At 71.3% G+C, this 23,688-nt stretch carries 25 protein-coding genes and 1 tRNA gene; 16 read left to right on the top strand and 10 right to left on the bottom strand.

Annotated elements, in window-relative coordinates; translation table 11 throughout:
• The first annotated feature begins 188 nt into the window (after positions 1 to 188).
• Positions 189 to 1,730, top strand: a complete 1,542-nt coding sequence (locus tag E4U91_RS13530; protein WP_137307092.1) for an RDD family protein — start codon at positions 189 to 191, stop codon at positions 1,728 to 1,730.
• A gap of 90 nt (positions 1,731 to 1,820) precedes the next feature.
• Positions 1,821 to 2,630, top strand: coding sequence for an RDD family protein (locus E4U91_RS13525; protein WP_137307091.1), 810 nt, complete (start codon positions 1,821 to 1,823; stop codon positions 2,628 to 2,630).
• Positions 2,631 to 2,679: 49 nt separating this feature from the next.
• Here E4U91_RS13525 and E4U91_RS13520 read toward each other — a convergent pair whose 3' ends face one another.
• A complete protein-coding gene (locus E4U91_RS13520; RefSeq protein WP_137307090.1) occupies positions 2,680 to 2,919 on the bottom strand; it encodes a hypothetical protein in 240 nt (79 codons plus the stop codon).
• A gap of 354 nt (positions 2,920 to 3,273) precedes the next feature.
• Here E4U91_RS13520 and E4U91_RS13515 point away from each other — a divergent pair, with 354 nt between their 5' ends.
• Together E4U91_RS13515 and E4U91_RS13510 are read left to right on the top strand one after the other, a co-directional pair.
• A complete protein-coding gene (locus E4U91_RS13515; protein WP_137307089.1) occupies positions 3,274 to 5,622 on the top strand; it encodes an immune inhibitor A domain-containing protein in 2,349 nt (782 codons plus the stop codon).
• Positions 5,623 to 5,756: 134 nt separating this feature from the next.
• Positions 5,757 to 6,092 (top strand): hypothetical protein, encoded by a 336-nt coding sequence (locus tag E4U91_RS13510; protein ID WP_137307088.1) that lies wholly within the window; start codon positions 5,757 to 5,759, stop codon positions 6,090 to 6,092.
• A gap of 243 nt (positions 6,093 to 6,335) precedes the next feature.
• Here the strand turns inward: E4U91_RS13510 and E4U91_RS13500 are convergent, their stop codons facing one another.
• Both E4U91_RS13500 and E4U91_RS13495 read right to left on the bottom strand, forming a co-directional pair.
• The gene (locus E4U91_RS13500) at positions 6,336 to 6,923 is read right to left on the bottom strand and encodes an isochorismatase family protein (protein WP_137307087.1); all 588 of its coding nucleotides are present in this window, start codon (positions 6,921 to 6,923) and stop codon (positions 6,336 to 6,338) included.
• Between the two features lie 74 nt (positions 6,924 to 6,997).
• Positions 6,998 to 8,344: a nicotinate phosphoribosyltransferase gene (locus tag E4U91_RS13495; RefSeq protein ID WP_137307086.1), complete on the bottom strand. Its 1,347-nt coding sequence runs from the start codon at positions 8,342 to 8,344 to the stop codon at positions 6,998 to 7,000.
• A 55-nt stretch (positions 8,345 to 8,399) separates the two neighbouring features.
• On the opposite strand from E4U91_RS13495, the gene clpS reads away from it, so the two are divergent.
• From clpS to E4U91_RS13455, 7 genes are all read left to right on the top strand, one after another.
• Positions 8,400 to 8,717 carry an ATP-dependent Clp protease adapter ClpS gene (gene clpS / locus E4U91_RS13490; RefSeq protein ID WP_137307085.1) on the top strand — a complete coding sequence of 106 codons (318 nt, stop codon included), beginning with the start codon at positions 8,400 to 8,402 and terminating at the stop codon, positions 8,715 to 8,717.
• A gap of 43 nt (positions 8,718 to 8,760) precedes the next feature.
• Positions 8,761 to 9,372 carry a DUF2017 domain-containing protein gene (locus E4U91_RS13485; protein ID WP_137307084.1) on the top strand — a complete coding sequence of 204 codons (612 nt, stop codon included), beginning with the start codon at positions 8,761 to 8,763 and terminating at the stop codon, positions 9,370 to 9,372.
• A gap of 365 nt (positions 9,373 to 9,737) precedes the next feature.
• Positions 9,738 to 11,156: an amino acid permease gene (locus tag E4U91_RS13475; protein WP_137307083.1), complete on the top strand. Its 1,419-nt coding sequence runs from the start codon at positions 9,738 to 9,740 to the stop codon at positions 11,154 to 11,156.
• Between the two features lie 142 nt (positions 11,157 to 11,298).
• On the top strand, positions 11,299 to 11,721 hold the full coding sequence (locus E4U91_RS13470) for a M67 family metallopeptidase (protein ID WP_137307082.1): 423 nt from the start codon (positions 11,299 to 11,301) through the stop codon (positions 11,719 to 11,721).
• Between the two features lie 110 nt (positions 11,722 to 11,831).
• Complete coding sequence (locus E4U91_RS39775) at positions 11,832 to 11,927, top strand: putative leader peptide (protein WP_313895875.1); 96 nt, start codon at positions 11,832 to 11,834, stop codon at positions 11,925 to 11,927.
• Positions 11,928 to 12,024: 97 nt separating this feature from the next.
• The gene (locus tag E4U91_RS13460; RefSeq protein WP_137307080.1) at positions 12,025 to 12,357 is read left to right on the top strand and encodes a MoaD/ThiS family protein; all 333 of its coding nucleotides are present in this window, start codon (positions 12,025 to 12,027) and stop codon (positions 12,355 to 12,357) included.
• Positions 12,358 to 12,363: 6 nt separating this feature from the next.
• The gene (locus tag E4U91_RS13455; protein ID WP_067236035.1) at positions 12,364 to 13,314 is read left to right on the top strand and encodes a PLP-dependent cysteine synthase family protein; all 951 of its coding nucleotides are present in this window, start codon (positions 12,364 to 12,366) and stop codon (positions 13,312 to 13,314) included.
• A gap of 37 nt (positions 13,315 to 13,351) precedes the next feature.
• Here the strand turns inward: E4U91_RS13455 and E4U91_RS13450 are convergent, their stop codons facing one another.
• The gene (locus E4U91_RS13450) at positions 13,352 to 13,828 is read right to left on the bottom strand and encodes a type II toxin-antitoxin system PemK/MazF family toxin (RefSeq protein ID WP_137307079.1); all 477 of its coding nucleotides are present in this window, start codon (positions 13,826 to 13,828) and stop codon (positions 13,352 to 13,354) included.
• 217 nt (positions 13,829 to 14,045) lie between these two features.
• On the opposite strand from E4U91_RS13450, the gene E4U91_RS13445 reads away from it, so the two are divergent.
• Positions 14,046 to 14,798 (top strand): MBL fold metallo-hydrolase, encoded by a 753-nt coding sequence (locus tag E4U91_RS13445; RefSeq protein WP_137307078.1) that lies wholly within the window; start codon positions 14,046 to 14,048, stop codon positions 14,796 to 14,798.
• A 68-nt stretch (positions 14,799 to 14,866) separates the two neighbouring features.
• On the opposite strand, the gene E4U91_RS13440 is transcribed toward E4U91_RS13445, so the two are convergent.
• Both E4U91_RS13440 and E4U91_RS13435 read right to left on the bottom strand, forming a co-directional pair.
• The gene (locus E4U91_RS13440; RefSeq protein ID WP_137301412.1) at positions 14,867 to 16,114 is read right to left on the bottom strand and encodes a PTS transporter subunit EIIC; all 1,248 of its coding nucleotides are present in this window, start codon (positions 16,112 to 16,114) and stop codon (positions 14,867 to 14,869) included.
• Between the two features lie 200 nt (positions 16,115 to 16,314).
• Complete coding sequence (locus tag E4U91_RS13435) at positions 16,315 to 17,616, bottom strand: PTS transporter subunit EIIC (RefSeq protein WP_137307077.1); 1,302 nt, start codon at positions 17,614 to 17,616, stop codon at positions 16,315 to 16,317.
• 186 nt (positions 17,617 to 17,802) lie between these two features.
• Between E4U91_RS13435 and E4U91_RS13430 the strand changes: the two genes are divergently transcribed.
• The 4 genes from E4U91_RS13430 (at position 17,803) to rdgB (ending at position 20,043) form a co-directional block, all read left to right on the top strand.
• Positions 17,803 to 18,036, top strand: coding sequence for a PTS sugar transporter subunit IIB (locus E4U91_RS13430; RefSeq protein ID WP_137307076.1), 234 nt, complete (start codon positions 17,803 to 17,805; stop codon positions 18,034 to 18,036).
• A gap of 85 nt (positions 18,037 to 18,121) precedes the next feature.
• On the top strand, positions 18,122 to 18,853 hold the full coding sequence (rph, locus tag E4U91_RS13425) for a ribonuclease PH (RefSeq protein ID WP_137307075.1): 732 nt from the start codon (positions 18,122 to 18,124) through the stop codon (positions 18,851 to 18,853).
• 133 nt (positions 18,854 to 18,986) lie between these two features.
• The gene (locus E4U91_RS13420) at positions 18,987 to 19,388 is read left to right on the top strand and encodes a hypothetical protein (protein ID WP_137307074.1); all 402 of its coding nucleotides are present in this window, start codon (positions 18,987 to 18,989) and stop codon (positions 19,386 to 19,388) included.
• Between the two features lie 52 nt (positions 19,389 to 19,440).
• Entirely contained in the window at positions 19,441 to 20,043 is a 603-nt protein-coding gene (gene rdgB / locus E4U91_RS13415) for an RdgB/HAM1 family non-canonical purine NTP pyrophosphatase (protein WP_137307073.1), read from the top strand.
• Between the two features lie 53 nt (positions 20,044 to 20,096).
• Here rdgB and E4U91_RS13410 read toward each other — a convergent pair.
• The 4 genes from E4U91_RS13410 to bcp all read right to left on the bottom strand — a co-directional run bounded on the left by E4U91_RS13410 (position 20,097) and on the right by bcp (position 23,625).
• A tRNA-Leu gene (locus E4U91_RS13410) sits at positions 20,097 to 20,180 on the bottom strand.
• Positions 20,181 to 20,193: 13 nt separating this feature from the next.
• The gene (locus E4U91_RS38970; RefSeq protein WP_241678577.1) at positions 20,194 to 20,625 is read right to left on the bottom strand and encodes an HNH endonuclease signature motif containing protein; all 432 of its coding nucleotides are present in this window, start codon (positions 20,623 to 20,625) and stop codon (positions 20,194 to 20,196) included.
• 256 nt (positions 20,626 to 20,881) lie between these two features.
• On the bottom strand, positions 20,882 to 22,930 hold the full coding sequence (locus tag E4U91_RS13400; RefSeq protein ID WP_137307071.1) for a cell wall-binding repeat-containing protein: 2,049 nt from the start codon (positions 22,928 to 22,930) through the stop codon (positions 20,882 to 20,884).
• Positions 22,931 to 23,157: 227 nt separating this feature from the next.
• Positions 23,158 to 23,625 carry a thioredoxin-dependent thiol peroxidase gene (bcp, locus tag E4U91_RS13395; RefSeq protein WP_137307070.1) on the bottom strand — a complete coding sequence of 156 codons (468 nt, stop codon included), beginning with the start codon at positions 23,623 to 23,625 and terminating at the stop codon, positions 23,158 to 23,160.
• Between the last annotated feature and the right edge of the window lie 63 nt (positions 23,626 to 23,688).

Here is a 23,688-nt window from a genome sequence, read left to right as displayed (position 1 = left end):
CGAGGTGAGAGGGAGCTGCGGGCCGGCCATTACGCGGGTTCGGGAAGATTTATCTCCGAACGGGTGACGCGGATGCACGACCGTGCCCGGAAAGGGGCGGGACTTGCGGGAGGGGAGGTGGGGCCCCCGCTCGTCTGGTAGATGTGGAGCCCCCCATCCCACCCCCGAGCAGATACGGGACGACGGACATGAGCGCCCCAACCCCGGCACCCGGCGACGACAGGCCCCGCGAGGGGTACTACCCGGACCCGTCCATCCCTGGATACGTCCGGTACTGGAACGGCGCCTCCTGGGTGCCGGGCACCAGCCGCCCGGCGCCGTCCGACGGCCGGCCGCTCAGCCCGCCCGACCCCGACCCGGCGACGGACCGGGTCCCCGTGGTGGAGGAGACCGGCCCGCACTTCTTCGACGAGGACCCGCGTCCGGAGGGGACCGCGCCGGCCTGGGGCGCCGAGCGCTCCCGGCAGTCCGGCTTCGGCGCCGACCAGGACCGCCGCGTCTCCTGGGGCGCCCCACCGGCCGACCCGAGGATCCCGGCCGCCCCCTCCGGCGCCGCGCCGGCCGCCGGTGACACACCGAGCCCGGCCGGCCCGGCGGCCGGGAACGCCGCAGCCGCAGCCGGTGCTCCGGGCGGGGGTTCCGCACCGAACCCACCTGGGGGACAGGGCGCGTTCGGTCCCCCAGGCAGCGGTGCGGCCCCCGGTGCTCCGGGCGGCGCTGCCGCGTTCGGTGCGCCGGGCGGGCACGCCTCGGGTGGCCCCGGACACCCCGCACCCGGCGCCGGAAGCGCCGCGTCCGGTACCCCCGGCGCCCCCCGCCCCGTACGGGACGACGGCACCCTCACCTTCCGTGCGCCCGGCCCGCGCACGGGGCGCCACGACGGCGCGTCCCCGGCGTCCGCCGGAGCGGCGCCGCAGGGCGCCGGGGCGCCGCCCGGGGCGAGCGGCCCGGCCTTCGCGCCCGCCGGTCAGGGCCCCGCCCCGGCCCTTGGCGCCCCGGCCCCCGCGGCCGACCCCCCGGCCCCCGCCGCGCCCTTCCCCGCCGCCCCGCAGCCCGCCGCCCCGCAGTCCGGCGTCCCCGCCCAGCCCGTCGCGCCCGCGACCCCCGTGACCAGTGGCCCGGGCGGTGGCCAGCCCTCCTGGGCGCAGCAGGTGCACCGGCTCGCCGGGGCGGGGGACGACCAGCCGGTCGTGCCGTGGAAGCCGCCCGTGGAGGACGTCTTCCAGGCGGCCGCCCGGCGCCAGGCGTCGGCCCGTCCCGCGGGTCTCGGCCGCCGGCTGGCCGCGCGGTTCGTCGACAGCCTGGTCCTCGGCGCGGTGACCGCCGTCGCCGCCGTGCCGCTCGGCACGAGGGCCCTGGACCACGTCCAGGAGAAGGTCGACGCGGCCAAGCTGTCCGGACGGACCGTCACGGTCTGGATCCTGGACGGCACCACGTCCGTGTACCTCGGCATCGTGGTCGCCGTCCTGCTGCTGGCCGGCGTCCTGTACGAGGCGCTGCCGACCGCCAAGTGGGGCCGCACGCTGGGCAAGAAGCTGCTGGGCCTGCAGGTGCGGGACATCGAGGGACACGAGCCGCCGGCGTTCGGCGCGGCCCTGCGCCGCTGGCTGGTCTACAGCGTCCCGGGGCTGCTGGCGGTGGGTCTGGTGGGCGTGCTGTGGGGGCTGTTCGACCGCCCGTGGCGCCAGTGCTGGCACGACAAGGCGGCGCACACCTTCGTCGCGGGCTGACCGCGTACCGCGCCGGTACCAGCGGAACCGATACTCCGGACGGCCGCACGCCGGATGCGCGGCGGCGGGGTTCGCGGTCGACTCGGCTCCATGACGACCGAACCGCCCCCCGGTTCCGGCGGCGAGCCGCCGGAGGACGACCCGTTCCGGAAGCAGCCCCCGCAGTCCCCGTACGGTCAACCGGGCCCCGGCCCGGGCCACGGGCAGGGCTCGCCGTACGACAGCCCGTACGGCGACCGGCAGCCGCCCTACGGGGACCGGCCCCCGCCCGGTGGCGGCCAGCCCCCGCCGCCCGGCGGCCAGCCCCCGCCCGGCGGGGGACAGCAGCCGCCCCCCTACGGCGGTGGCGGCGGCCCGTACGGCGACGGTCCGGGCGGCCCCTACGGCGGCGGCCCCGGCGGCCCCTACGGCGGTGACCCCTACGGGGGCCGGCCCGCCGATCCGCTCGCCGGGATGCCCCCGCTCGCCGAGAGCGGCCGGCGCACACTGGCCAGGATCCTCGACATGATCCTCGTCGGCATCGTGGTGGCCCTGCTCACCTGGGGCTTCGGCGTCAACGAGTACGACGTGAACGGCGACAAGGTCGAGGTGGGCAAGTCGTTCGCGCAGTCGGTCGTGGCCGCCGTGCTCTACATCGCGTACGACACCTTCATGACCACGCGGTCGGGCCAGACCCTGGGCAAGAAGTGGCTGGGCCTGCGGGTGGCGGACCTGAGCAACGGCGCCACGCCCTCGGTGCAGACCTCCCTGGTCCGCGCGCTGGTGCTGTGGCTGCCGTTCGCGTTCTGCTGCGCCTGTGTGTGGACCGTGATCTGCGGCGGCTGGAGCTTCTTCGACAAGCCGTACAAACAGGGCCTGCACGACAAGGCCGCCAAGACGGTCGTGGTGTCGGTGCGCTGACGGCGCGCCGGAGGGCCCGCGCCGCGACGCGGGCCCTCCGGCGGGCGGTTCAGCGGGCCACCGGTTCCCGCTCCGGGTCGGGTGCGGAAGCGGCGGCGGCCGGTCGGGGCGACGGCTTCGGCGGCGCGGGCACCGTGAGCGCGACGAGCAGACCGAGCGCGAGGGCCGCCACGGCGATCACGGCGATCCCGGGGCCCGAACTCGTCTGCGACAGCAGCAGCATGGCGAGCGTCGAGACGACGACGGTGCAGGAGCCGTACAGGAGCTGTGCGACAGTCGGACGAGGCATGGCAATCGTGTCCTCGGAAGCGGGGGAGATCTCGACTCTATTCGGCTGCATGCCCGAGGGGAACGAACAGTAAGCGTGAGCTGACCCACGGTGCCGGTGCACGGGGGGCGCACGGAGTCATGATGTCCGCCCCGCGGACCGTCCCACGCGCCCGTCATATGACAGTCACGTGTCCGTCATGCGAACACGGAGTCCCATTAATGCACTTGACCTGCTCAAGTCAAGGTCTGTCTTTTCTCGTAAACCAGTAGTCAAATGGCGGCACTTGACTACACGCGTATAACCCCGCGCGGACATCCCTTGACAAACGGGACCCCCTGCCGCGCGGTCCGGGCGCGTCAGGGGAGGCATCAAGTGAGCAGTAGATCCTGGACGTTCAGAACGGCCGCCACGGTGGTCGCCCTCGCGGCGGCCTCGGCGACGTTCTCGACGTTCGCCGTGGCGGAGGCCGCCGACACCTCGTCGGCCGGGGCCCCGGCGGTGGACCGGCACGACCCGCAGCCGGTCAAGGCCAAGGAGCACGACTTCGACGGCCCGTTGAGCAAGACGCAGGAGGCCCAGCGCCAGGAGGCCCTGCAGCAGGTCATATCCGGCGAGGCGACCGTCAAGGACCGCAACGGCTCCAAGGTCGTCCAGCTCCAGAGCCGCAAGGGCAGCAGCAAGTACGTCGAGCTCGGCCGCGAGAAGACCGACAAGATCTTCACGATCCTCGTGGAGTTCGGCGACAAGGTCGACAGCCGCTACGGCGGCACGCCCGGCCCGCTGCACAACAAGATCGCCGCGCCGGACCGCGCCAAGGACAACAGCACCGACTGGCAGGCGGACTACGACAAGAAGCACTACCAGGACCTGTACTTCGGCACCGGCAAGAACACCGAGTCGCTCAAGAAGTACTACGAGAAGCAGTCCTCGGGCCGCTACTCGGTCGACGGTGAGGTGACCGACTGGGTCAAGGTCCCCTACAACGAGGCCCGCTACGGCTCCAACGACGCCCCCACCGGCGCCTGGTACGCCGTCCAGGACGGCGTGAACGCCTGGGTCGCCGACCGCGAGGCGGCGGGTGACAGCGCTGCGAAGATCCGCGCGGAGCTGGCGAGCTACGACCAGTGGGACCGCTACGACTTCGACGGCGACGGCAACTTCAACGAGCCCGACGGCTACATCGACCACTTCCAGATCGTGCACGCCGGCGAGGACGAGTCCGCGGGCGGCGGCGCGCAGGGCGAGGACGCCATCTGGGCGCACCGCTGGTACGCCTTCGGCACCGACGCCGGTGCGAGCGGCCCCAACGGCAACAAGCTCGGCGGCACCCAGATCGGTGACACCGGCATCTGGGTCGGCGACTACACCATCCAGCCGGAGAACGGCGGACTCGGCGTCTTCGCCCACGAGTACGGCCACGACCTCGGCCTGCCCGACGAGTACGACACCGCGGGCGGCGAGAACTCCACCGGCTTCTGGACCCTCATGTCCTCCGGCTCGTGGCTCGGCACCGGCAAGGAAGCCATCGGCAACCTGCCCGGCGACATGAACGCCTGGGACAAGCTCCAGCTGGGCTGGCTGGACTACGACGTCGCCGCGGCGGCCAGGAAGTCCACCCACAAGCTGGGCGTCGCCGAGTACAACACCAAGGACGCCCAGGCCCTCGTGGTGCAGCTGCCCCAGAAGGAGGTCACCACCCAGGTGGTCGCCCCGGCGCAGGGTGCCACGCAGTGGTGGAGCGGCAGCGGTGACGACCTGCGCAACACCCTGACCCGCACGGTCGACCTCACCGGCAAGTCCTCCGCCTCCCTGTCGCTCGCCGCCTGGTGGGACATCGAGAAGGACTACGACTTCCTCTACACCGAGGTCTCCACCGACGGCGGCGCGAGCTACACGCCCCTCGACGGCACCCTGGCCGACGGCACCGCCATCCCGCGCGACGGCAGCAACAAGCCGGCCCTGACCGGCACGGTGGACACCCACCAGAAGCTGACCTTCCCGCTGAACGCCTACGCGGGCCAGAAGATCCAGCTGCGCTTCCGCTACGCCACCGACGGCGGCGTGGCCCAGAAGGGCTTCACGGCCGACGAGATCACGGTGACCGCCGACGGCGCGGCCCTGTTCTCCGACAACGCCGAGACGGCGGACGCCGCGTGGACCGCGAACGGCTTCTCGCGCATCGGCGCGTCCATCACGGACGACTACGCCCAGTACTACATCGCCGAGAACCGCCAGTACGTCTCGTACGACAAGACCCTGAAGACGGGCCCGTACAACTTCGGCTTCTCGACGACCCGTCCGGACTGGGTGGAGCACTACCCGTACCAGAACGGCCTGTTGATCTGGAAGTGGGACACCTCCCAGGCGGACGACAACACCAGCGTCCACCCGGGCGAGGGCCTGATCCTGCCGATCGACTCGCACCCGGCCCCGCTGAAGTTCGCCGACGGCACCCTGATGCGCAACCGCGTCCAGGCCTTCGACTCGACCTTCAGCTGGTACCCGACCGACGCGATCACCCTGCACAAGGCCGACGTGGCCACCAAGATCAAGTCGCGTCCGGGTGTCCCGGTGTTCGACGACGGCCGCTCGACCTACTACGACGCCTCCAACCCGGCGGCCGGCGTGAAGGTCACTGACACCAACACCTCCATCAAGATCATCTCGGAGCCGCTGAGCGGGTCCACGATCACCGTGAAGGTGGGTCCGTCGACGAAGTAGTCGACGTTTCCCCAGGTCAGAAGCGTATCGGCGGTGACCCCCTGGCGGGTCGCCGCCGATCCGTGTTTAGGTGCGTCCTGTGGCTCGCTTATTGACACCGACGCACCGACCGAACCGAACGGGGATGTGACCGCATGGCCGCAGGAGGTTTCTGCAAGCTGCCGAACGGCACCGTGGTGGTGGCGCTGAACCTGCCCCGCCCGGCCGCCGACGGCCCCGGGGGAGTACGCGTCCTCGTGCACGCCGCCAACCGCGCCCGCGCTCTGACCAGGCTGCGCAACCTCGGCCTGCGCGCCGTCTACCTCCGCGGCAACGCGGCCCCGCCGACCCCGGACGAGATCACGGCGGTCCTCCACCACCCCGACGGCCTCATATGGCGCACGGCCCCGGACAACGGTGTCACCGACCTCACGATCGAACTCTGGCACCCGATCAGGGCCCTCCTACGCAGACCGACACCCCAGACGTGACCCACCCCAGGGGCGCGGGGAACCGCGCACGGCACACATCCCACGAGCCCCCTGACCCCGCCCCCCACAGCACCCACCTCAGGGGCGCGGGGAACTGCGCAACGACACGCATCCCACGCGCCCCTTGAACCCGACCCCCACAGCGCCCACCCCAGGGGCGCGGGGAACTGCGCGACCAGCCACGACGCACCCGCACGCACCCCCGACGCCGCGCCCCCCTCACCCCCCTCACCCCACTGACCGCTACTGAACGACCGGCTTCCCCGTGAGCTCCACCCCCGCGGCCCGCATCTCCACCAGCGCTCGCTCCGTCGTGGCCCCCGCCACCCCCGCCGTCAGATCCAGCAACACCTGCGTACGGAACCCCGCCCGCACCGCGTCCAGCGCGGTCGCCCGCACGCAGTGGTCGGTCGCGATGCCGACCACGTCGACCTCGTCCACCTCCCGCTCGCGCAGCCACTCCGCGAGCCCCACGCCGTTCTCGTCGGCCCCCTCGAACCCGCTGTAGGCCGCCGCGTACGCCCCCTTGTCGAAGACGGCGTCGACCGACCCGGAGGCGACCGCCGGCGCGAAGTTCGGGTGGAAGCCCACCCCCTCGGTGCCGGCGACGCAGTGGGCCGGCCAGGAGTGGACGTAGTCGGGCTCGTCGGCGAAGTGCCCGCCGGGCGCGATGTGGTGGTCGCGGGTGGCCACGACGTGCCGGTACCCGGCGGGGGCCTGCCCGATCAGCTCGGTGATCGCGGCGGCCACGTCGGCACCCCCGGCCACGGCGAGGCTCCCTCCCTCGCAGAAGTCGTTCTGCACGTCAACGACGATCAAGGCGCGGCGCATGGTCGGTGTCCTTCGACGAGGGGTGAGGTAACTGAGCGTAGAGACTCGGGGCCGTGACCGGGAGGGGACAGACCCTAGTTGCCCGAGGGCACCTGCACGTACTCCGTCGGCAGGACGGGTTCCCCGCGGGAGAGCTGGGTCGCGGACAGCGGCAGGCCCGCGCGGGCGGCGATGTGCCGGTCGCGGACCACGTCCAGCGGCTCGCGGGCCAGGACCTCACCGCCCTTGACCAGCTCGACCTGGAGCTGCCGGCCGGCCAGCTCGGCGGGCACCGCCCCGGTGCCGACGACCTCGGCCTCGGCGATCCCGTCCTCGTCCAGCCGGCGCGCGGCCCACTTGCGGCCGCCGATGGAGGTCTTGCCGCCGGAGGACTTCTTCGCCACCGGCACCAGCGGGGCGCGCGGGTCGTCGGACTCGGCGCGGGCGACCAGCTTGTAGACCATGGAGGCGGTGGGGTGCCCGGACCCGGTGACCAGCTGGGTGCCGACGCCGTACGCGTCTACCGGCGCCGCCGCCAGCGAGGCGATGGCGTACTCGTCGAGGTCGGAGGTCACGACGATCTTCGTGTCGGTGGCGCCCAGCTCGTCGAGCTGCTGGCGCACCCGGTGGGCCACCAGCAGCAGGTCACCGGAGTCGATGCGGACCGCGCCCAGCTCGGGCCCGGCCACCTCCACCGCCGTACGGACGGCCTCGGCGACGTCGTAGGTGTCCACCAGCAGCGTGGTGCCCCGGCCGAGGGCGTCCACCTGGGCGCGGAAGGCGTCCCGCTCGGTGTCGTGGAGCAGGGTGAAGGCGTGCGCGGAGGTGCCGACCGTGGGGATGCCGTACCGGAAGCCGGCCGCCAGGTCGGAGGTGGTGGTGAAGCCGCCGACGTACGCGGCGCGCGCGGCGGCCACGGCGGACAGCTCGTGGGTGCGGCGCGCGCCCATCTCGATCAGCGGGCGGGAGCCGGCCGCCGAGGACATCCGGGACGCGGCGGCCGCGATCGCCGAGTCGTGGTTGAGGATCGACAGGATCACGGTCTCCAGCAGCACGCACTCGGCGAAGGAGCCCTCGACGCGCATGATGGGGGAGCCGGGGAAGTAGACCTCGCCCTCGGGATAGCCCAGGACGTCACCCGTGAAGCGGTAGCCGGCGAGCCAGTCCAGCGTCGCCTCGTCCACGATCTGCCGCTCGCGCAGGAAGCCGAGGACGCCCGCGTCGAAGCGGAAGTTCTCCACCGCGTCCAGGACCCGCCCGGTGCCCGCGACGACGCCGTAGCGCCGGCCTTCCGGCAGGCGCCGGGTGAAGACCTCGAACACGCTGCGCCGCTCGGCGGTGCCCGCCTTCAGCGCCGCCTGCAGCATGGTCAGCTCGTACTGGTCCGTGAAGAGCGCCGTCGAGGGAACGTCCACCGGCAGCCCAAGGTCCGCTGTGTTCATACGGAGATCGTACCCCAATCTCGTCAGTGTGACGATATCTGGCCGCCGTGGCAGCATGGGCAGTGTGACGTCACCCGCTCCCCTTGAGATCGAACGCACCGAGTCGGCGGAGGAGGTCTTCGCCGTACCCGAGCCGGACGTCCCCTGGGTGACGATCGTGCACAACGACCCGGTCAACCTCATGAGCTACGTGACCTACGTCTTCCAGACGTACTTCGGCTACTCCAAGGACAAGGCCACCAAGCTCATGCTCGACGTCCACCACAAGGGCCGGGCGGTCGTCTCCAGCGGCAGCCGCGAGGAGATGGAGCGCGACGTGCAGGCCATGCACGGCTACGGTCTGTGGGCCACCCTCCAGCAGGACCGCACGTAGCGAGCACGCCCGCCCTCCAGCGAAGAGACCGCGAAACCACTTCATGCCCGGACACTTCGAACCGCTTCCCGGCGGCGGCGCGGCCGTCGCCCTCGACGACGTCGAGATCTCCATCATCCGCTCGCTGGCCGTGCAGCTCCTGGAGCTGATCGGCCCCGGCCCCGCCGAGGACGCCGGCGACGACCCGCTCGCCGAGCTGTTCGCCGAGGGCCCGAGCGAGCCGCCCTCCGACCCGGTGCTGCGCCGGCTGTTCCCGGACGCCTACACCGACCCGGTCGAGCCGCCCGCCACCCCCCGGCAGGCCGAGGAGCACCAGGCGTACTCCGCCGAGTTCCGCCGCTATACCGAGAACGACCTGCGGGCCGGCAAGCGCGACAACGCCCTCGCGGTGGTCCGCACGCTCGACGCGCTCGCCTCCGAGGCGGCCGGCGAGGGCGGGGCGGTGCTGAAGCTGACCCCCGAGGAGTCCCGGCGCTGGCTCGGCGCGCTGAACGACCTGCGCCTCGCGATCGGCTCCCGGCTGGACATCAGCGACGAGGACGACACCGACCTGCTCTTCCGGCTCCCCGACGAGGACCCGCGCAAGCCGATGGTGATGGCCTACCTCTGGCTCGGCGGTCTGCAGGAAACGCTGGTCAACACCCTCATGCCGTGACCCGGGGGCCGGCCGGGCCCGTCGCCCGCCGCCCCCCGGCGTTCGCTCAGCGGACGCTCAAATCCGGATAACGATCCCGTCACCACGGCGGCCGCCTTTGCCGTCGCGTGTCCGTTGTGTCCGCTTCTCCCTGTGGTGTCCGCCACAGCACCCTGCGGCGATCAGTGTTGCGGCCGTGATAAATCTTCACGACCGCCCGACGAACACCACCCGTATGTTCGGTCGGGTGCGCCACCGAGCCGGCGACCGCCGGCCAGGCACGAGCAGGCCCGCACGGCCCGCTCAGCTCCATCATCCGGGGGGATCGAAACCCGATCCGCGGCCGACGAAAGGCCCGGGTCGGCATGGAGAAAGGCGCACCACACATGACCTCGAAGCAGGTCACGGACACCCCTGAAGAGGGGTACGAGCGAGGGCTCGGCAGTCGTCAGGTCCAGATGATCGCGATCGGCGGCGCCATCGGCGTCGGTCTGTTCCTGGGAGCCGGGGCCAACATCGCCAAGGCGGGCCCCAGCCTGATCCTCATGTACGCACTCGCGGGCGCGATCGTGTTCTTCATCATGCGGGCGCTCGGCGAACTGCTGCTGTACCGCCCGGTGTCGGGCTCGTTCGCGGAGTACTCGCGCGAGTTCCTCGGCCCGTTCTTCGGCTACTTCACCGGCTGGACGTACTGGCTGATGTGGGTCGTCACCGGCATGGCCGAGCTGACGGCCGCCGCGATCTACGTCAACTACTGGTTCCCGGCCGTCCCGCAGTGGGTCACCGCCCTGGTCTTCCTGGTGATCCTGTTCGGGGTCAACCTGATCTCCGTGAAGCTCTTCGGCGAGCTGGAGTTCTGGTTCTCGATGGTCAAGGTCACCGCCCTGATCGGCATGATCGTCATCGGTCTCGGCGTGCTGACCTTCGGCTTCAGCAGCGCGGGCGACACCGCCGCGGTCTCCAACCTCTGGCAGTTCGACGGCTTCTTCCCCAAGGGCATCGGCTCGTCCCTGATGACCCTGCAGGGCGTGATGTTCGCCTACCTCGCCGTCGAGCTGGTCGGCGTCACCGCGGGCGAGTCCGAGAACCCGGAGAAGACCCTCCCCAAGGCCATCAACACCCTGCCCTGGCGGATCGCCCTGTTCTACGTCGGCGCCCTCACCGTGATCCTGTGCGTGGTGAAGTGGACCGAGTTCGCGCCCGGCGTGAGCCCCTTCGTCGCCGCCTTCGCCAAGATCGGCATCCCGGCCGGCGCCGGCATCGTGAACTTCGTGGTGCTCACCGCGGCCCTGTCGTCCTGCAACTCCGGCATGTACTCCACCGGCCGCATGCTGCGCACCCTGGCCGACAACGGCGAGGCCCCGAAGCCCTTCCGCAAGCTGTCCGTCACCAAGACCCCGGCGCTCGGCATCACCGTCTCGGTGCTGTTCATGGGCATCGGCGTGCTGCTGAACTACGTCGTCCCGGAGAAGGCGTTCGGCTACGTCACCTCCGTGGCCACCGCCGCCGGCATCTGGACCTGGCTGATGATCCTGATCAGCCACGTCCTCTACCGCCGCGCCGTGGTCGCCGGCCGGCTGCCCGCCTCGTCGTTCCCGGCGCCCGGCGGCTCGGTGTGCAGCTGGATCGCCATCGCGTTCCTGCTCTTCGTGACCTGCCTCATCGCCTACGACGCCGACTCCCGCGTCTGCCTGTACGTGATGGCCGGCTGGGCCGCCGCCCTCGGCATCGGCTGGGCCGTGCTGAAGGCACGCAACCCGGAGGTCACCCAGCGCCGCGAGCCGGAGCTGGAGAAGGTCGTCTGACCCTCCCCGGCAGCCCGGCGCGGGGCACCCCCCAGGGGCCGCTCGTGGCAGCCCCGGACCGCCGCCGCGCAGGACGTCCGGCATACGGACCGCCCCGTACCATCCCTCGGTACGGGGCGGTCCGCCGCTTATCCTGGGCCCCATGCTGACCATCACCCAGGCCCTCCACGACCAGATCGTCGCCCACGCGCGCAAGGACCACCCCGACGAGGCGTGCGGTGTGGTGGCGGGCCCGGCGGGCTCGGACCGCCCCGAGCGCTTCATCCCGATGCTCAACGCGGCGATGTCGCCCACGTTCTACGAGTTCGACTCCGGCGACCTGCTCAAGCTCTACCGCGACATGGACGACCGCGACGAGGAGCCGGTGGTCGTCTACCACTCGCACACGGCCACCGAGGCCTACCCCTCCCGCACCGACATCACCTACGCCAACGAGCCCGGCGCCCACTACGTCCTGGTCTCCACCGCGGACACCGACGGCCTCGGCGACTTCCAGTTCCGCTCCTTCCGCATCGTGGACGGCGAGGTGAGCGAGGAGGAGGTCAGGATCGTCGAGGCGTACTGACCTCCGCGAAAGAGGTCCCGCACCGCCCGCGTCTCACCCCTCGGCCGGATTCTGTCCAACAGGTGGGATCACACTCCGGGAGCGCGGTCGGGAATCGTTACGATGAGCGCATGGTTCTTCTCGACGTGGGCGACAAGGCGCCGGGCACGCTGCTCGTGGCGCGGCTGCACGTCGACCTGTGCAGGCTGAACAGCGCCATCTGTTGACAACCGCCGCACGCCGTACGGCCCCGAGCCGCGGCGCGCCGTGGTGCGCCCTCCCGCCCGACGAACCGACGAACCCTTCCGACAGGAGCCCTGAGCCATGGCCATCGAGGTCCGCATCCCGACCATCCTCCGCCAGTACACCGACGGTCAGAAGGCGGTGGAGGGCAACGGTGAGACCCTCGCCGACCTGTTCGCCGACCTCGAGACCCGGCATGCGGGCATCCAGGCCCGCATCGTGGACGGGGGCCAGCTGCGCCGCTTCGTCAACGTCTACCTGAACGACGAGGACGTCCGCTTCGTCGACGGCATCGACACCAAGCTCACCGACGGCGACACGGTGACGATCCTGCCGGCCGTGGCCGGAGGTTCTGCCGCGGCGAAGCCGCGTCCGGTCGGGGTGGCGGCCGGGCGACGGGCGGGAATGGCCTGATCCCGGATGCGTTACGACTCCCCGCTGGCCGCGGTGGGCAACACCCCCCTGGTGCGCCTGCCGCGGCTGTCGCCTTCCGCCGACGTCCGGATCTGGGCGAAGCTGGAGGACCGCAACCCGACCGGCTCGGTCAAGGACCGCCCCGCGCTGCACATGATCGAGCAGGCGGAGAAGGACGGCCGGCTCACCCCCGGCTGCACGATCCTCGAGCCGACCAGCGGCAACACCGGCATCTCCCTGGCCATGGCCGCCAAGCTCAAGGGCTACCGCATGGTCTGCGTGATGCCGGAGAACACCTCGCAGGAGCGCCGGGACCTGCTCGGCATGTGGGGCGCCGAGATCATCTCCAGCCCGGCCGCGGGCGGCTCCAACACCGCCGTACGCGTCGCCAAGGAGCTGTCCGCCGAGCACCCCGACTGGGTGATGCTCTACCAGTACGGCAACCCGGACAACGCCGGCGCGCACTACGCCACGACCGGCCCCGAGATCCTCGCCGACCTGCCGTCCGTCACCCACTTCGTCGCGGGCCTCGGCACCACCGGCACCCTCATGGGCGTCGGCCGCTACCTGCGCGAGCACAAGCCGGACGTGCGGATCGTCGCCGCCGAGCCGCGCTACGACGACCTGGTGTACGGCCTGCGCAACCTCGACGAGGGCTTCGTGCCGGAGCTGTACGACGCCTCCGTGCTCACCACCCGCTTCTCGGTCGGCTCGGCCGACGCGGTCACCCGCACCCGTGAACTCCTGCAGCAGGAGGGCATCTTCGCGGGCGTATCCACCGGCGCGGCGCTGCACGCGGCGATCGGTGTCGGGCAGAAGGCGCTGAAGGCGGGGGAGTCCGCCGACATCGTGTTCGTGGTCGCCGACGGCGGCTGGAAGTACCTCTCCACCGGCGTCTACACGGCCGCCACCACCGAGGAGGCCATCGCCACGCTCCAGGGCCAGCTCTGGGCGTGAGCCCCGCCGGCGGCCGCTCCCGGCGCGGCCGCTCCGGCTAGGGCGCGAGGTGACGGACCTGGTCCCACAGGACCGGGTCCACCACTCCCACCCGCCGCCGGAAGTCGTCCACCGGCACCTCGCGCAGCTCGTCGGTCTCCAGGAAGCTCGCCCGTCCCCGGGCGTCGCCCACGGAACCGGGCGGCAGCGGGATCACTCCCGGCCGCTCGTCGTGGTGCTTGCTGGTGATCTTCACGACCGTCGCCCGGCTGCCGCGCACCTCCAGCACCAGGCACGGCCGGTCCTTCTCACCGGGCCGGTCCTCGTAGGGCACGTTCGCCCACCAGATCTCCGCGGGCCGGGGCAGCCCGGCCGCCGGCCCCTTCTGCCGCGCCGGCCGCCGGGCCGGCCGCCGCGTCGGCCGTGTTGTGCGCAGGCGCCGCGTCCGGGACCCGCGTCCCCAGCCGTCCACGAGCGTGGCGACCAGGGCGAGCAGGACCACCGCAGCGAGTGCAAGCCACCAGGACGTGTCCATACGATGACGGTACCGGCGCGCGATCGGCAGTGCGCGCCCCCTGTCCTGCCTCGCGCGCTGCAGGTCCAGCCGAACCGGTGACAGCGCAGGTGAGTTCGCCCACAACGGCCCCTGGTGGAGGAGCGACCCGGCGTTTCGCGCCTTACGCTCGACGGACCGCACGACCCCCCTCGCCCCGTCCCACGATCCCTTCCCGCCAGCGGAGGTTTCTGCTCCCATGAAGCTCACCGTCGTCGGCTGCTCGGGGTCGTTCCCGTCCGCGGAATCGGCCTGCTCGAGCTACCTCGTCGAGGCCGACGGCTTCCGGCTGCTCCTCGACATGGGCAACGGCGCCCTGGGCGAGCTGCAGCGCCACTGCGGTCTCTACGACCTCGACGCGATCTTCCTGAGCCATCTGCACGCCGACCACTGCATCGACATGTGCGCGTACTTCGTGGCGCGCTACTACCGCCATGACGGCGGCCGCTGCGACCCGCTCCCGGTCTACGGCCCGGAGGGCACCGAGCACCGGCTGACCACGGCCTACGCCGACACCCCCTCGGCCTCCTCGATGAGCGAGGTCTTCGACTTCCACACGGTCAAGCCGTCCACCTTCGAGATCGGCCCGTTCACGGTGCACACCGAACGCGTGGCCCACCCGGTGGAGGCGTACGGCATCCGGATCGAGCACGGCGGGAAGTCGCTGACGTACTCCGGCGACACGGGGCCGAGCCCCGCGCTGGAGCAACTCGCCCGTGACACCGATCTGTTCCTGTGCGAGGCGGCCTTCACGCACGGCAAGGAGTCCATCCCCGACCTGCACCTCAACGGCCGCGAGGCCGGCGAGACGGCGGCCCGTGCCGGCGCCCGCCGCCTGGTCCTGACCCACATCCCGCCGTGGACCGACCCCGAGACCAACGCGGCGGACGCCCGCGCGGTGTACGAGGGCCCGGTGGACCTGGCGGCGCCGCGGGTGACGTACGAGATCTGACCCCGCGCACACGAAGGCCCCCGGAGCGGTTCAGTGCTCCGGGGGCCTTCGTCGGTGTCGGTCGGGGCTCACGCCTTCGTGAGGTCCTCGACCTCCTCCTCGGGCTCGCGGCCCGGGGTGGGCAGGTCGAACTTGACGATGGCGAACCGGAAGACCACGTAGTAGATCGCGGCGAAGACCAGTCCGATGGGGATGATGAGCCACGGCTTGGTGGCGAGGTTCCAGTTCAGCGCGTAGTCGATGAAGCCCGCGGAGAAGGTGAAGCCCGCGTGCACGCCGAGCGCCCAGGTGACTGCCATGGACAGGGCCGTGAGCACCGCGTGGATGCCGTAGAGGATCGGCGCGATGAACATGAACGAGAACTCGATGGGCTCGGTCACACCGGTCACGAACGAGGTCAGGGCGAGCGAGATCATCATGCCCAGCACGGCCTTGCGGCGCTCGGGGCGGGCGGAGTGCGCGATGGCGAGCGCGGCGGCCGGCAGACCGAACATCATGATCGGGAAGAAGCCGGACATGAACTGGCCGGCGGTCGGGTCACCGGCGAAGAAGCGGTTGAGGTCGCCGTGGACGACCTGGCCGGCCGCGTCCTTGAAGTCGCCGAGCTGGAACCAGGAGACGGTGTTCACGAACTGGTGCATGCCGACCGGGATCAGCGCGCGGTTGATGAGACCGAACAGGCCGGCACCGACGGCGCCCAGGCCGGTCATCCACTCGCCGAAGTCGGAGATGACCTCACCGATCGGCTCCCAAACCAGACCGAAGAACACACCCATGACCGTGCCGACGAAGGCCATGATGATCGGCACCAGGCGACGGCCGTTGAAGAAGCCGAGCCAGTCCACCAGCTTGGTGCGGTGGAAGCGCTGCCACACCACGGCGCCCAGCAGACCCATGATGATGCCGCCGAGCACACCGGGGTTGTTGTAGGTCGCGGCTATGTCCGCGCCGGCCTGGACCTTGGCCTCGGTGACGGGGAACGCCTTGAGCACGTTGCTGTAGACCAGGAAGCCGACGAGGGCGGCCAGGGCGGTGGAGCCGTCGGACTTCTTGGCGAAGCCGATCGCGACACCGATGCAGAACAGCAGCGGCAGGTTGTCGAAGATCGCGCCACCGGCCGTGGCGAACACCGCTGTGACCTTGTCGGGCAGGTTCAGCTTGTCGTGGATGTCCTGCTGGCCGAAACGGAGCAGCAGACCCGCGGCCGGCAGCACGGCGATGGGCAGCTGGAGGCTGCGGCCGACCTTCTGCAGACCCTGGATCAGACCGGATCCCCACTTCTTCGGGGGGGCCGCCGATTCGGTGGCGGTGCTCATAGACTTCCTCCATCGGGTGGTGGTCTACACCACTCAGTGGTGTAGACCTGTTGTAGCACGATGGGGTGGATATAAGGAACCCGTCAAAACTGCAACCGGAGCGCTACGCGGCGTACCGGATCCGGGCCCGTTCGGGAGCACGCGAAAGGGCCCCCGGACCGGCGGTCCGAGGGCCCGAGAACCCCGCTATCTGCGGACGTTCACGCCTTCGTGACGTCCTCGTGCTGCTCCTCCGGCTCGCGGCCCGGCGTCTTCAGGTCGAACTTGGTGATCGCGAAGCGGAAGATCACGTAGTACACCGCGGCGAAGCACAGCCCGATCGGGATGATCGCCCACGGCCGCGTCGCCAGGTTCCAGTTGATGATGTAGTCGATCAGCCCCGCCGAGAAGCTGAACCCGTCGTGCACCCCCAGCCCCCACGTCACCGCCATCGACACACCCGTCAGCACCGCGTGCACCGCGTACAGCCCCGGCGCGATGAACAGGAACGAGTACTCGATCGGCTCGGTGATCCCCGTGACGAACGACGTCAGCGCCACCGACAGCATCAGCCCACCGACCTCCTTGCGCCGCTCCGGCCGCGCGCAGTGCGTGATCGCCAGCGCCGCCGCCGGCAGCGCGAACATCATGATCGGGAAGAACCCCGAGGTGAACTGCCCCGCGTTGGGGTCGCCCGCCAGGAACATGTTGATGTCACCGTGCACCGGCTGCCCGCCCGGCGGCGTGTACGTGCCGAACTGGAACCAGATGGGCACGTTCAGGAACTGGTGCAGCCCGATCACCAGCAGCGCCCGGTTCGCCACCCCGAACACCCCCGCACCCCAAGACCCCGCGTCCCGCAGCCACTTGCTGAAGCTCTCCAGCCCGTCACCGATCGGCGGCCACACCCACAGGCACAGCGCCGCGAACGCGATCGCCACGAACGCCATGATGATCGGCACCAGCCGCCGCCCGTTGAAGAAGCCCAGCCAGTCCACCAGCTTCGTCCGGTGGAACCGCGCCCAGAAGAACGCCGCCAGCAGACCGATCACGATGCCGCCGAACACCCCCGGGTTCTGGAAGGTGTACGGCGTCACCGCCCCGACCCCCGCCCCCACGCTCACCTGGCACCCCAGGCCCGGGAGCTCCTTCGAGCCGCCCGGGCAGGACTCGGGGAACTGGTGCAGCACGTTGTAGTAGACGAGGAAGCCCACCACCGCCGCCAGCGCGGTCGACCCGTCCGCCTTGCGGGCCATGCCGATGGCCACGCCCACGCAGAACAGCAGCGGCAGGCCGAGCGAACCGTCCAGCAGGGCCCCGCCCGCGCCCTTCATCACCTTCGAGACGTTGTCCCAGCCGAGCCCGTCCGCCCCGAACACGTCCGGCTGGCCCAGGCGGTTGAGGATGCCCGCCGCGGGCAGCACGGCGATCGGCAGCTGCAGACTGCGGCCCATCTTCTGCAGGCCCTGGAACAGACCGTTCCAGCGTGCCCGCGCGGGGCTGACCTCGGCGTCGGCACTCATCGGTGTCCTTCCGGGCCGCTCGGCTCGGCGGCGGGGTTTGGCGACCGTCCGCGAGGTGGTGTAGACCAGTTTTGGACGGTTCCGCTGTCGTGACGCCATCATTCGGTACGGACGGCATGACCGCTCGCGAAGTTGGGCCAACTGTGGGTTACTGCGACAAAGCGGTTCGGATCAGGGAGAAGCAACATGGCCAGCAAGGCTGAGAAGATCGTCGCCGGGCTCGGTGGCATCGACAACATCGAGGAGATCGAGGGCTGCATCACCCGCCTGCGCACCGAGGTGGCCGACGCCTCGCTGGTCAACGAGGCCGCGCTGAAGGCCGCCGGCGCCCACGGCGTCGTCAAGATGGGCACCGCCATCCAGGTCGTCATCGGCACCGACGCCGACCCCATCGCCGCGGAGATCGAAGACATGATGTGACCGGACGCCCCGCGCGTCCCCGGGGGCCCTTCCCGACCAGGGAGGGGCCCCTTCCGCATCCCCGGCTACCACTAGGCTCAGCGCCATGTCTCGAATCGACGGCCGCACCCCCCAACAGCTCCGCCCCGTCACCATCGAACGCGGCTGGAGCAAGCACGCCGAGGGCTCCGTCCTCGTCTCCTACGGCGACACCAGGGTGCTCTGCACCGCCACCGTCACCGAAGGCGTCCCCCGCTGGCGCAAGGGCAGCGGCGAAGGCTGGGTGACCGCCGAGTACGCCATGCTGCCCCGCGCCACCAACACCCGCGGCGACCGCGAGTCCGTCAAGGGCCGCATCGGCGGCCGCACCCACGAGATCTCCCGCCTCATCGGCCGCTCCCTGCGCGCCGTCATCGACTACAAGGCACTCGGCGAGAACACCGTCGTCCTCGACTGCGACGTCCTCCAGGCCGACGGCGGCACCCGCACCGCCGCCATCACCGGCGCCTACGTCGCCCTCGCCGACGCCGTCGCCTGGGCCCAGGGCAAGAAGCTCATCAAGGCCGGCCGCCAGCCGCTCACCGGCACCGTCTCCGCCGTCTCCGTCGGCATCGTCGACGGAGTCCCCCTCCTCGACCTGCGCTACGAGGAGGACGTACGGGCCGAGACCGACATGAACGTCGTCTGCACCGGCGACGGCCGCTTCGTCGAGGTCCAGGGCACCGCCGAGGCCGCCCCCTTCGCCCGCGCGGAACTCGACGCCCTGCTCGACCTCGCCGTCGCCGGCTGCACCGAACTGGCCGCCCTGCAGCGGGCCGCCCTCGCCGCCGAAAGGTAAAGCGCACCCCAAAGGAGCGGGCGGACGGGAGCAACCCCGCCGCCCGCCCCGGCGTCTTGCGCAGTACGCAGTACACAGCGTGCGCACCACACACGGGGGCCTGCCAGGGCCTGACAGGGGAGGACACACCACCATGGCCGCGAGCCGCCACCGACGACGCCGTACCGCCATCGCCACCGCCCTCGCGGCCGTCGCCCTGACCACCGCGGTCGCCACCGGCTGCGACGCCGTCGACAAGGCCCTCGACTGCGTCCAGACCGCCGACACCATCGCCGACGGCGTCACCCGGCTCCAGCAAGCCGTGGAGAACGCCTCCAACGACCCCACCCAGATCGACGAGTCCCTGCAGACCATCGACACCGACCTGGACCGGATCGGCGACCGCACCGACGACACCGACGTCAACAAGGCCGTCGACGACCTCCAAAGGGCCGTCGACAACGTCCGCACGGCCGTCAGGAACGGCGACCGCACCCCCGACATCAGCCCCGTCACCGACGCCGCCGGCGAACTCACCAAGGTCTGCACGCCGTAACTGCGATCCCGCAGCTCCCGCGGCTCCCGCGGCCCCCGGGATACTGGGGGCCATGACCCGCTTGATCCTCGCCACCCGCAACGCCGGGAAGATCACCGAACTCCGCGCGATCCTCGCCGAGGCCGGCCTCCCGCACGAGCTCATCGGCGCCGACGCCTACCCCGACGTCCCCGACGTCAAGGAGACCGGCGTCACCTTCGCCGAGAACGCCCTCCTCAAGGCCCACGCCCTCGCCCGCGCCACCGGGCACCCGGCCATCGCCGACGACTCCGGCCTCTGCGTCGACGTCCTCGGCGGCGCCCCCGGCATCTTCTCCGCCCGCTGGGCGGGCCGCCACGGCGACGACAAGGCCAACCTCGACCTGCTGCTCGCCCAGCTCTCCGACATCGCCGACGGCCACCGCGCGGCCCACTTCGCCTGCGCCGCCGCCCTCGCCCTCCCCGACGGCACGGAACGCGTCGTCGAGGGCCGACTCCGCGGCACCCTGCGCCACACCCCCCAGGGCACCCACGGCTTCGGCTACGACCCGATCCTCCAGCCGGACGGCGAGACCCGGACCTGCGCGGAACTCACCCCGGCCGAGAAGAACGCCATCAGCCACCGAGGCAAGGCCTTCCGCGCCCTGCTCCCGGCGATCCGGGAACTGGTCGGCTGAACGCGCCGAGGGTCCGGCTCGCATCCACGAACCGGACCCTCGGTCACCTCATGTGCGGTCGGTGGGACTCGAACCCACACGGGATTTCTCCCACGGGCACCTAAAACCCGCGCGTATGCCTGTTTCGCCACGACCGCTCGGCAGTGATCCTCAGTGTACGGGGCTCCCGCCACCGCCGTCCCTGGACTTCTTGCGACACCATGTCGCGGTCAGGGCGTGGCAGTTGGGGCAGAGGTAGCGAAGGTTCCCGGCACGGTTGTCCAGCCAGTTCCCGTCGATGTGGTCGATGTGCAGGGTGATCGGACGCCCGAGCCACTCACCCGGGTTCCCGCAGGACACACAGGGATAGGGCACCCCCGTTCCCGGAGGCCGGCGCCGCGTGAAGTGGCTCGTGTCCAGGCCCAGCTCGGCCACCTTCCGGCGCACCCGGCGGTGGTTGGCGCAAACCACTTCCAGCCCCAGCGCGCGCATGACGTCGGCGTAGCTGTCGGCCGACGTCACGGCGGCCCGGATGTCGTCCTCGGGCAGCGTCGGCCGAGCGTGCCGGAAGCGGGACGTGTCGACCCGCCTCTCCCGGAGCAACCGGCCCAGCGCCGCCCTGGACCGGCCGTCGTCCGGGACTCGGCCGGTACCGCGCCCAGGTGGAGGGCGAACTCCCGCAAGGTCGTGGACGCGGTGGCGGCTTCCGAGATCGCCGCGTCCATGTACCGGTGGAGCGGAGTGCGCCGCTCGAAGTGCCGAGAAGCGAAACGGCTCACACCGGGTGGGGTGCGAGCCGCTCGGGAGGTGGTGGCGGGGGCGTCGACGAGGCTCGTCGGTGCCCCCGCCGGGCAGGCCGTTACTGCCGTTGGAGCGTCTTGAGCGGTGCCAGGTTCGGCTGGGCGCCGACCCGCTCGGTGCGCGAGGCGGCCGGGGTGGCCGGGGCGCCGCCGTCGGTGCCCGCGGCGAGGGTCCGCGCCGACGTCGTCGTCGGGATGTTGCCGTTGTAGTACGGGCGGTACGTGAAGTACGCGCTGCCCGCGCTCACCGAGGTGCCCGCGGTGTTCAGCTCGGCCTGGGCGAGCGAGCCCGTGCCGCCGAACCCGATCACGGAGTTGACGCTGGCGGTCTCGCGCACGAAGTAGCTGTTCACCTCGGGCGACAGGGTGGTGGCGCTGCTGCTCCACAGGAGGGGCCCGAAGACGTTCATCGCCGCGGCGCCCGAGACCCCGTCGCGCCAGGCGCCGGAGTAGGCGAGGCCGGTGGTGTTCGGCGCGGTCCACCAGAACATGGCGATGGCCACCGAGAGGGAGCCGTCCGTGGTGCCCGAGATCGGGTAGTACGAGTACGTGGACGGCCACCGGGAGAAGCCGGTGTGGGTCAGCGCGTAGCGCGCCGCCGCACCGACCGGGATGATCATGGTCTTGTCGGGGTTGAGGCTGTTCAGGTACGCCTGCACCGACGAGGTCAGCTTGTTGCCGTTGGTGAGGACGATCCCGGCCGCGCTGGCGGAGCCGTCGGAGCCGGCCGCGGCCGCCGCCGAGAGCGCCGCGCGGTACTCGGTGCCGCCGGCCAGGAAGACGTACTTGGGGGCGGAGGTGATGGTCCTGCTCACCATCACCGAGGTCGCGTAGCGGTCCGCGCCGGTCAGCCGCACGGGGACGTACCCGAGCGCCTTCACCTGGGAGGCGACCGTGTTGTCCAGGACGGACGTGCTGCCGGTCAGGTAGACGGGCTTGCCCGGCGCCAGGATCCGCTTCAGCTCGTTCTTCGTCGTCGACGAGAGCCCGGTCTTCTGGGTCATCAGCACCGGGCCCTCCTTCCGGCCCGCCAGGGCGGGGGCGGTGACGGCGTACGCCGGTTCGTCCTGGTTGACCAGCACCGCGGACTTGGCGTTCATCAGCCCGGGCTGACTGTGGCCGAGGGTGTTCCAGGTCCAGCGCGACGAGGCGGTGGCGGTGAGGTAGGCGTTGGCGCCCCAGACCCGGCCCGTGCTGTTCTGCCGCAGCGGCTGCCAGCTGGGGTTGCCGACGTGGGTGCCCTGCGTGGCGTCCGTGACCGGGGTCAGCTCGCCGGTCGTCGTGTCGGCGTACTCGACGGTGTGCACGTCGTCGCTGTTCGGCGAGGTGTGGGCGTCGAAGATGATCCGCTTGCCGGTGGGCGACCAGGACGGGGAGGCGAACCGGCGCGGGCCGGTGGTGAGCTGCCGGACGTCGGTGCCGTCGGCCTTCGCCGTGAAGATCTGGGGGTTGCCGTCGGTGTCCTTGCGGACGAACGCCAGCTTGGTGCCGTCCGGGGACCAGGCGGGCTGCTCGGCGTCGGCCAGGGCGAGCTTGACCGTCCTCGCGGCGGCGTCGTAGACGTACACGCCCGCGGCGGCGGAGCAGCTTCCCGTGCGGCGCTCGAAGGCGACCAGGCCCTTGACGTTCACGCTCGGCCCGGAGTCGCAGACGGTGGCCGGCTCCAGGTTCGCCGGGAGCAGCGGGTGGGGCGCCCACGAGGCGTCGGAGGGACCGTAGGCGAGCTGGCCGCCGCTGGCGAAGACGACGTAGCTGCCGCCGTTCCAGAACGTCAGGTCCTCGTACGGGGCGCTGGAGCGCAGGCCCTCGGCCCAGGGCAGGGTGATCTTCTTGGTGCCGTTGGGCAGGACGCTGGAGATCTGGCCGGAGACGCTGAGCACGCGGCTGCCGTCGGGCGCCCAGGTGGCGTAGCTCCCCACGTTGGGGATGGTGCTCGTCTTCCCGGTGACGGGGTCGATGACCAGACCCCCGTCGTTGAGGATCTTGCCTTCGGCGCCCGGCCAGGGCCCCGCGTCGTCGGCGACGGCACCGGGTGCCGCGGCCAGGGTGCCCGCGGCGGCGAGTGCCACAGCGGTGGCGAGCGCCGCGGCGCGGCGGCGCGTGAACATTCTCAAGTTGTCGACCCCCGGGGATCACGTGATGTCGCGATGATGTCGGTGGAGCCGCGCTGCGGGCCCGGTCGGCGCCGTCCCCCGTCGCCTGACCGTCGGCCGCGCAGGTGTGTCACAGCGGCCGGATCACTCTAGGTCTCCGCCACACCGATGGGAACGGATTTTGGCGGATCGTTTGATGATCCGTACGCCCGCGGCACCACTGATCACCCGGGGTGGGGCGGTCAGATGCCCAGGTCCTTGATGATCTTGGCCACGTGGCCCGTCGCGCGGACGTTGTACAAGGCCCGCTCGACCTTGCCCTCTTCATCGACGACGACCGTGGAGCGGATCACGCCCAGGTAGGTCTTGCCGTAGTTCTTCTTCTCGCCGTACGCGCCGTAGGCCTCGGTGACCTTCTTGTCGGGGTCGGCGAGGAGGGTGATCCGCAGGGACTCCTTCTCGCGGAACTTCGCAAGCTTCTCCGGGCTGTCGGGGGAGATGCCGATGACGTCGTACCCCGCGCCGGCCAGCAGCTCGAGGTTGTCCGTGAAGTCGCAGGCCTGCTTGGTGCAGCCCGGCGTCAGCGCCGCCGGGTAGAAGTACACGATGACCTTGCGGCCCTGGTGGTCGGCCAGGGAGACCTGCTCGCCGTCCGCGTCGGGCAGGGTGAAGGCGGGGGCCACGTCGCCGGGCTGGAGTCGCTCGCTCATCGGACCAGCGTAACGGGGGGTCCTGACAGTGCGCTGGCGCGTGGAGCTGACAGACTGTCCGGA

Source organism: Streptomyces lasalocidi (genome assembly GCF_005280215.1).
GTDB lineage: Bacteria > Actinomycetota > Actinomycetes > Streptomycetales > Streptomycetaceae > Streptomyces > Streptomyces longwoodensis.
This window is presented reverse-complemented; position numbering and strand designations above follow the sequence as displayed.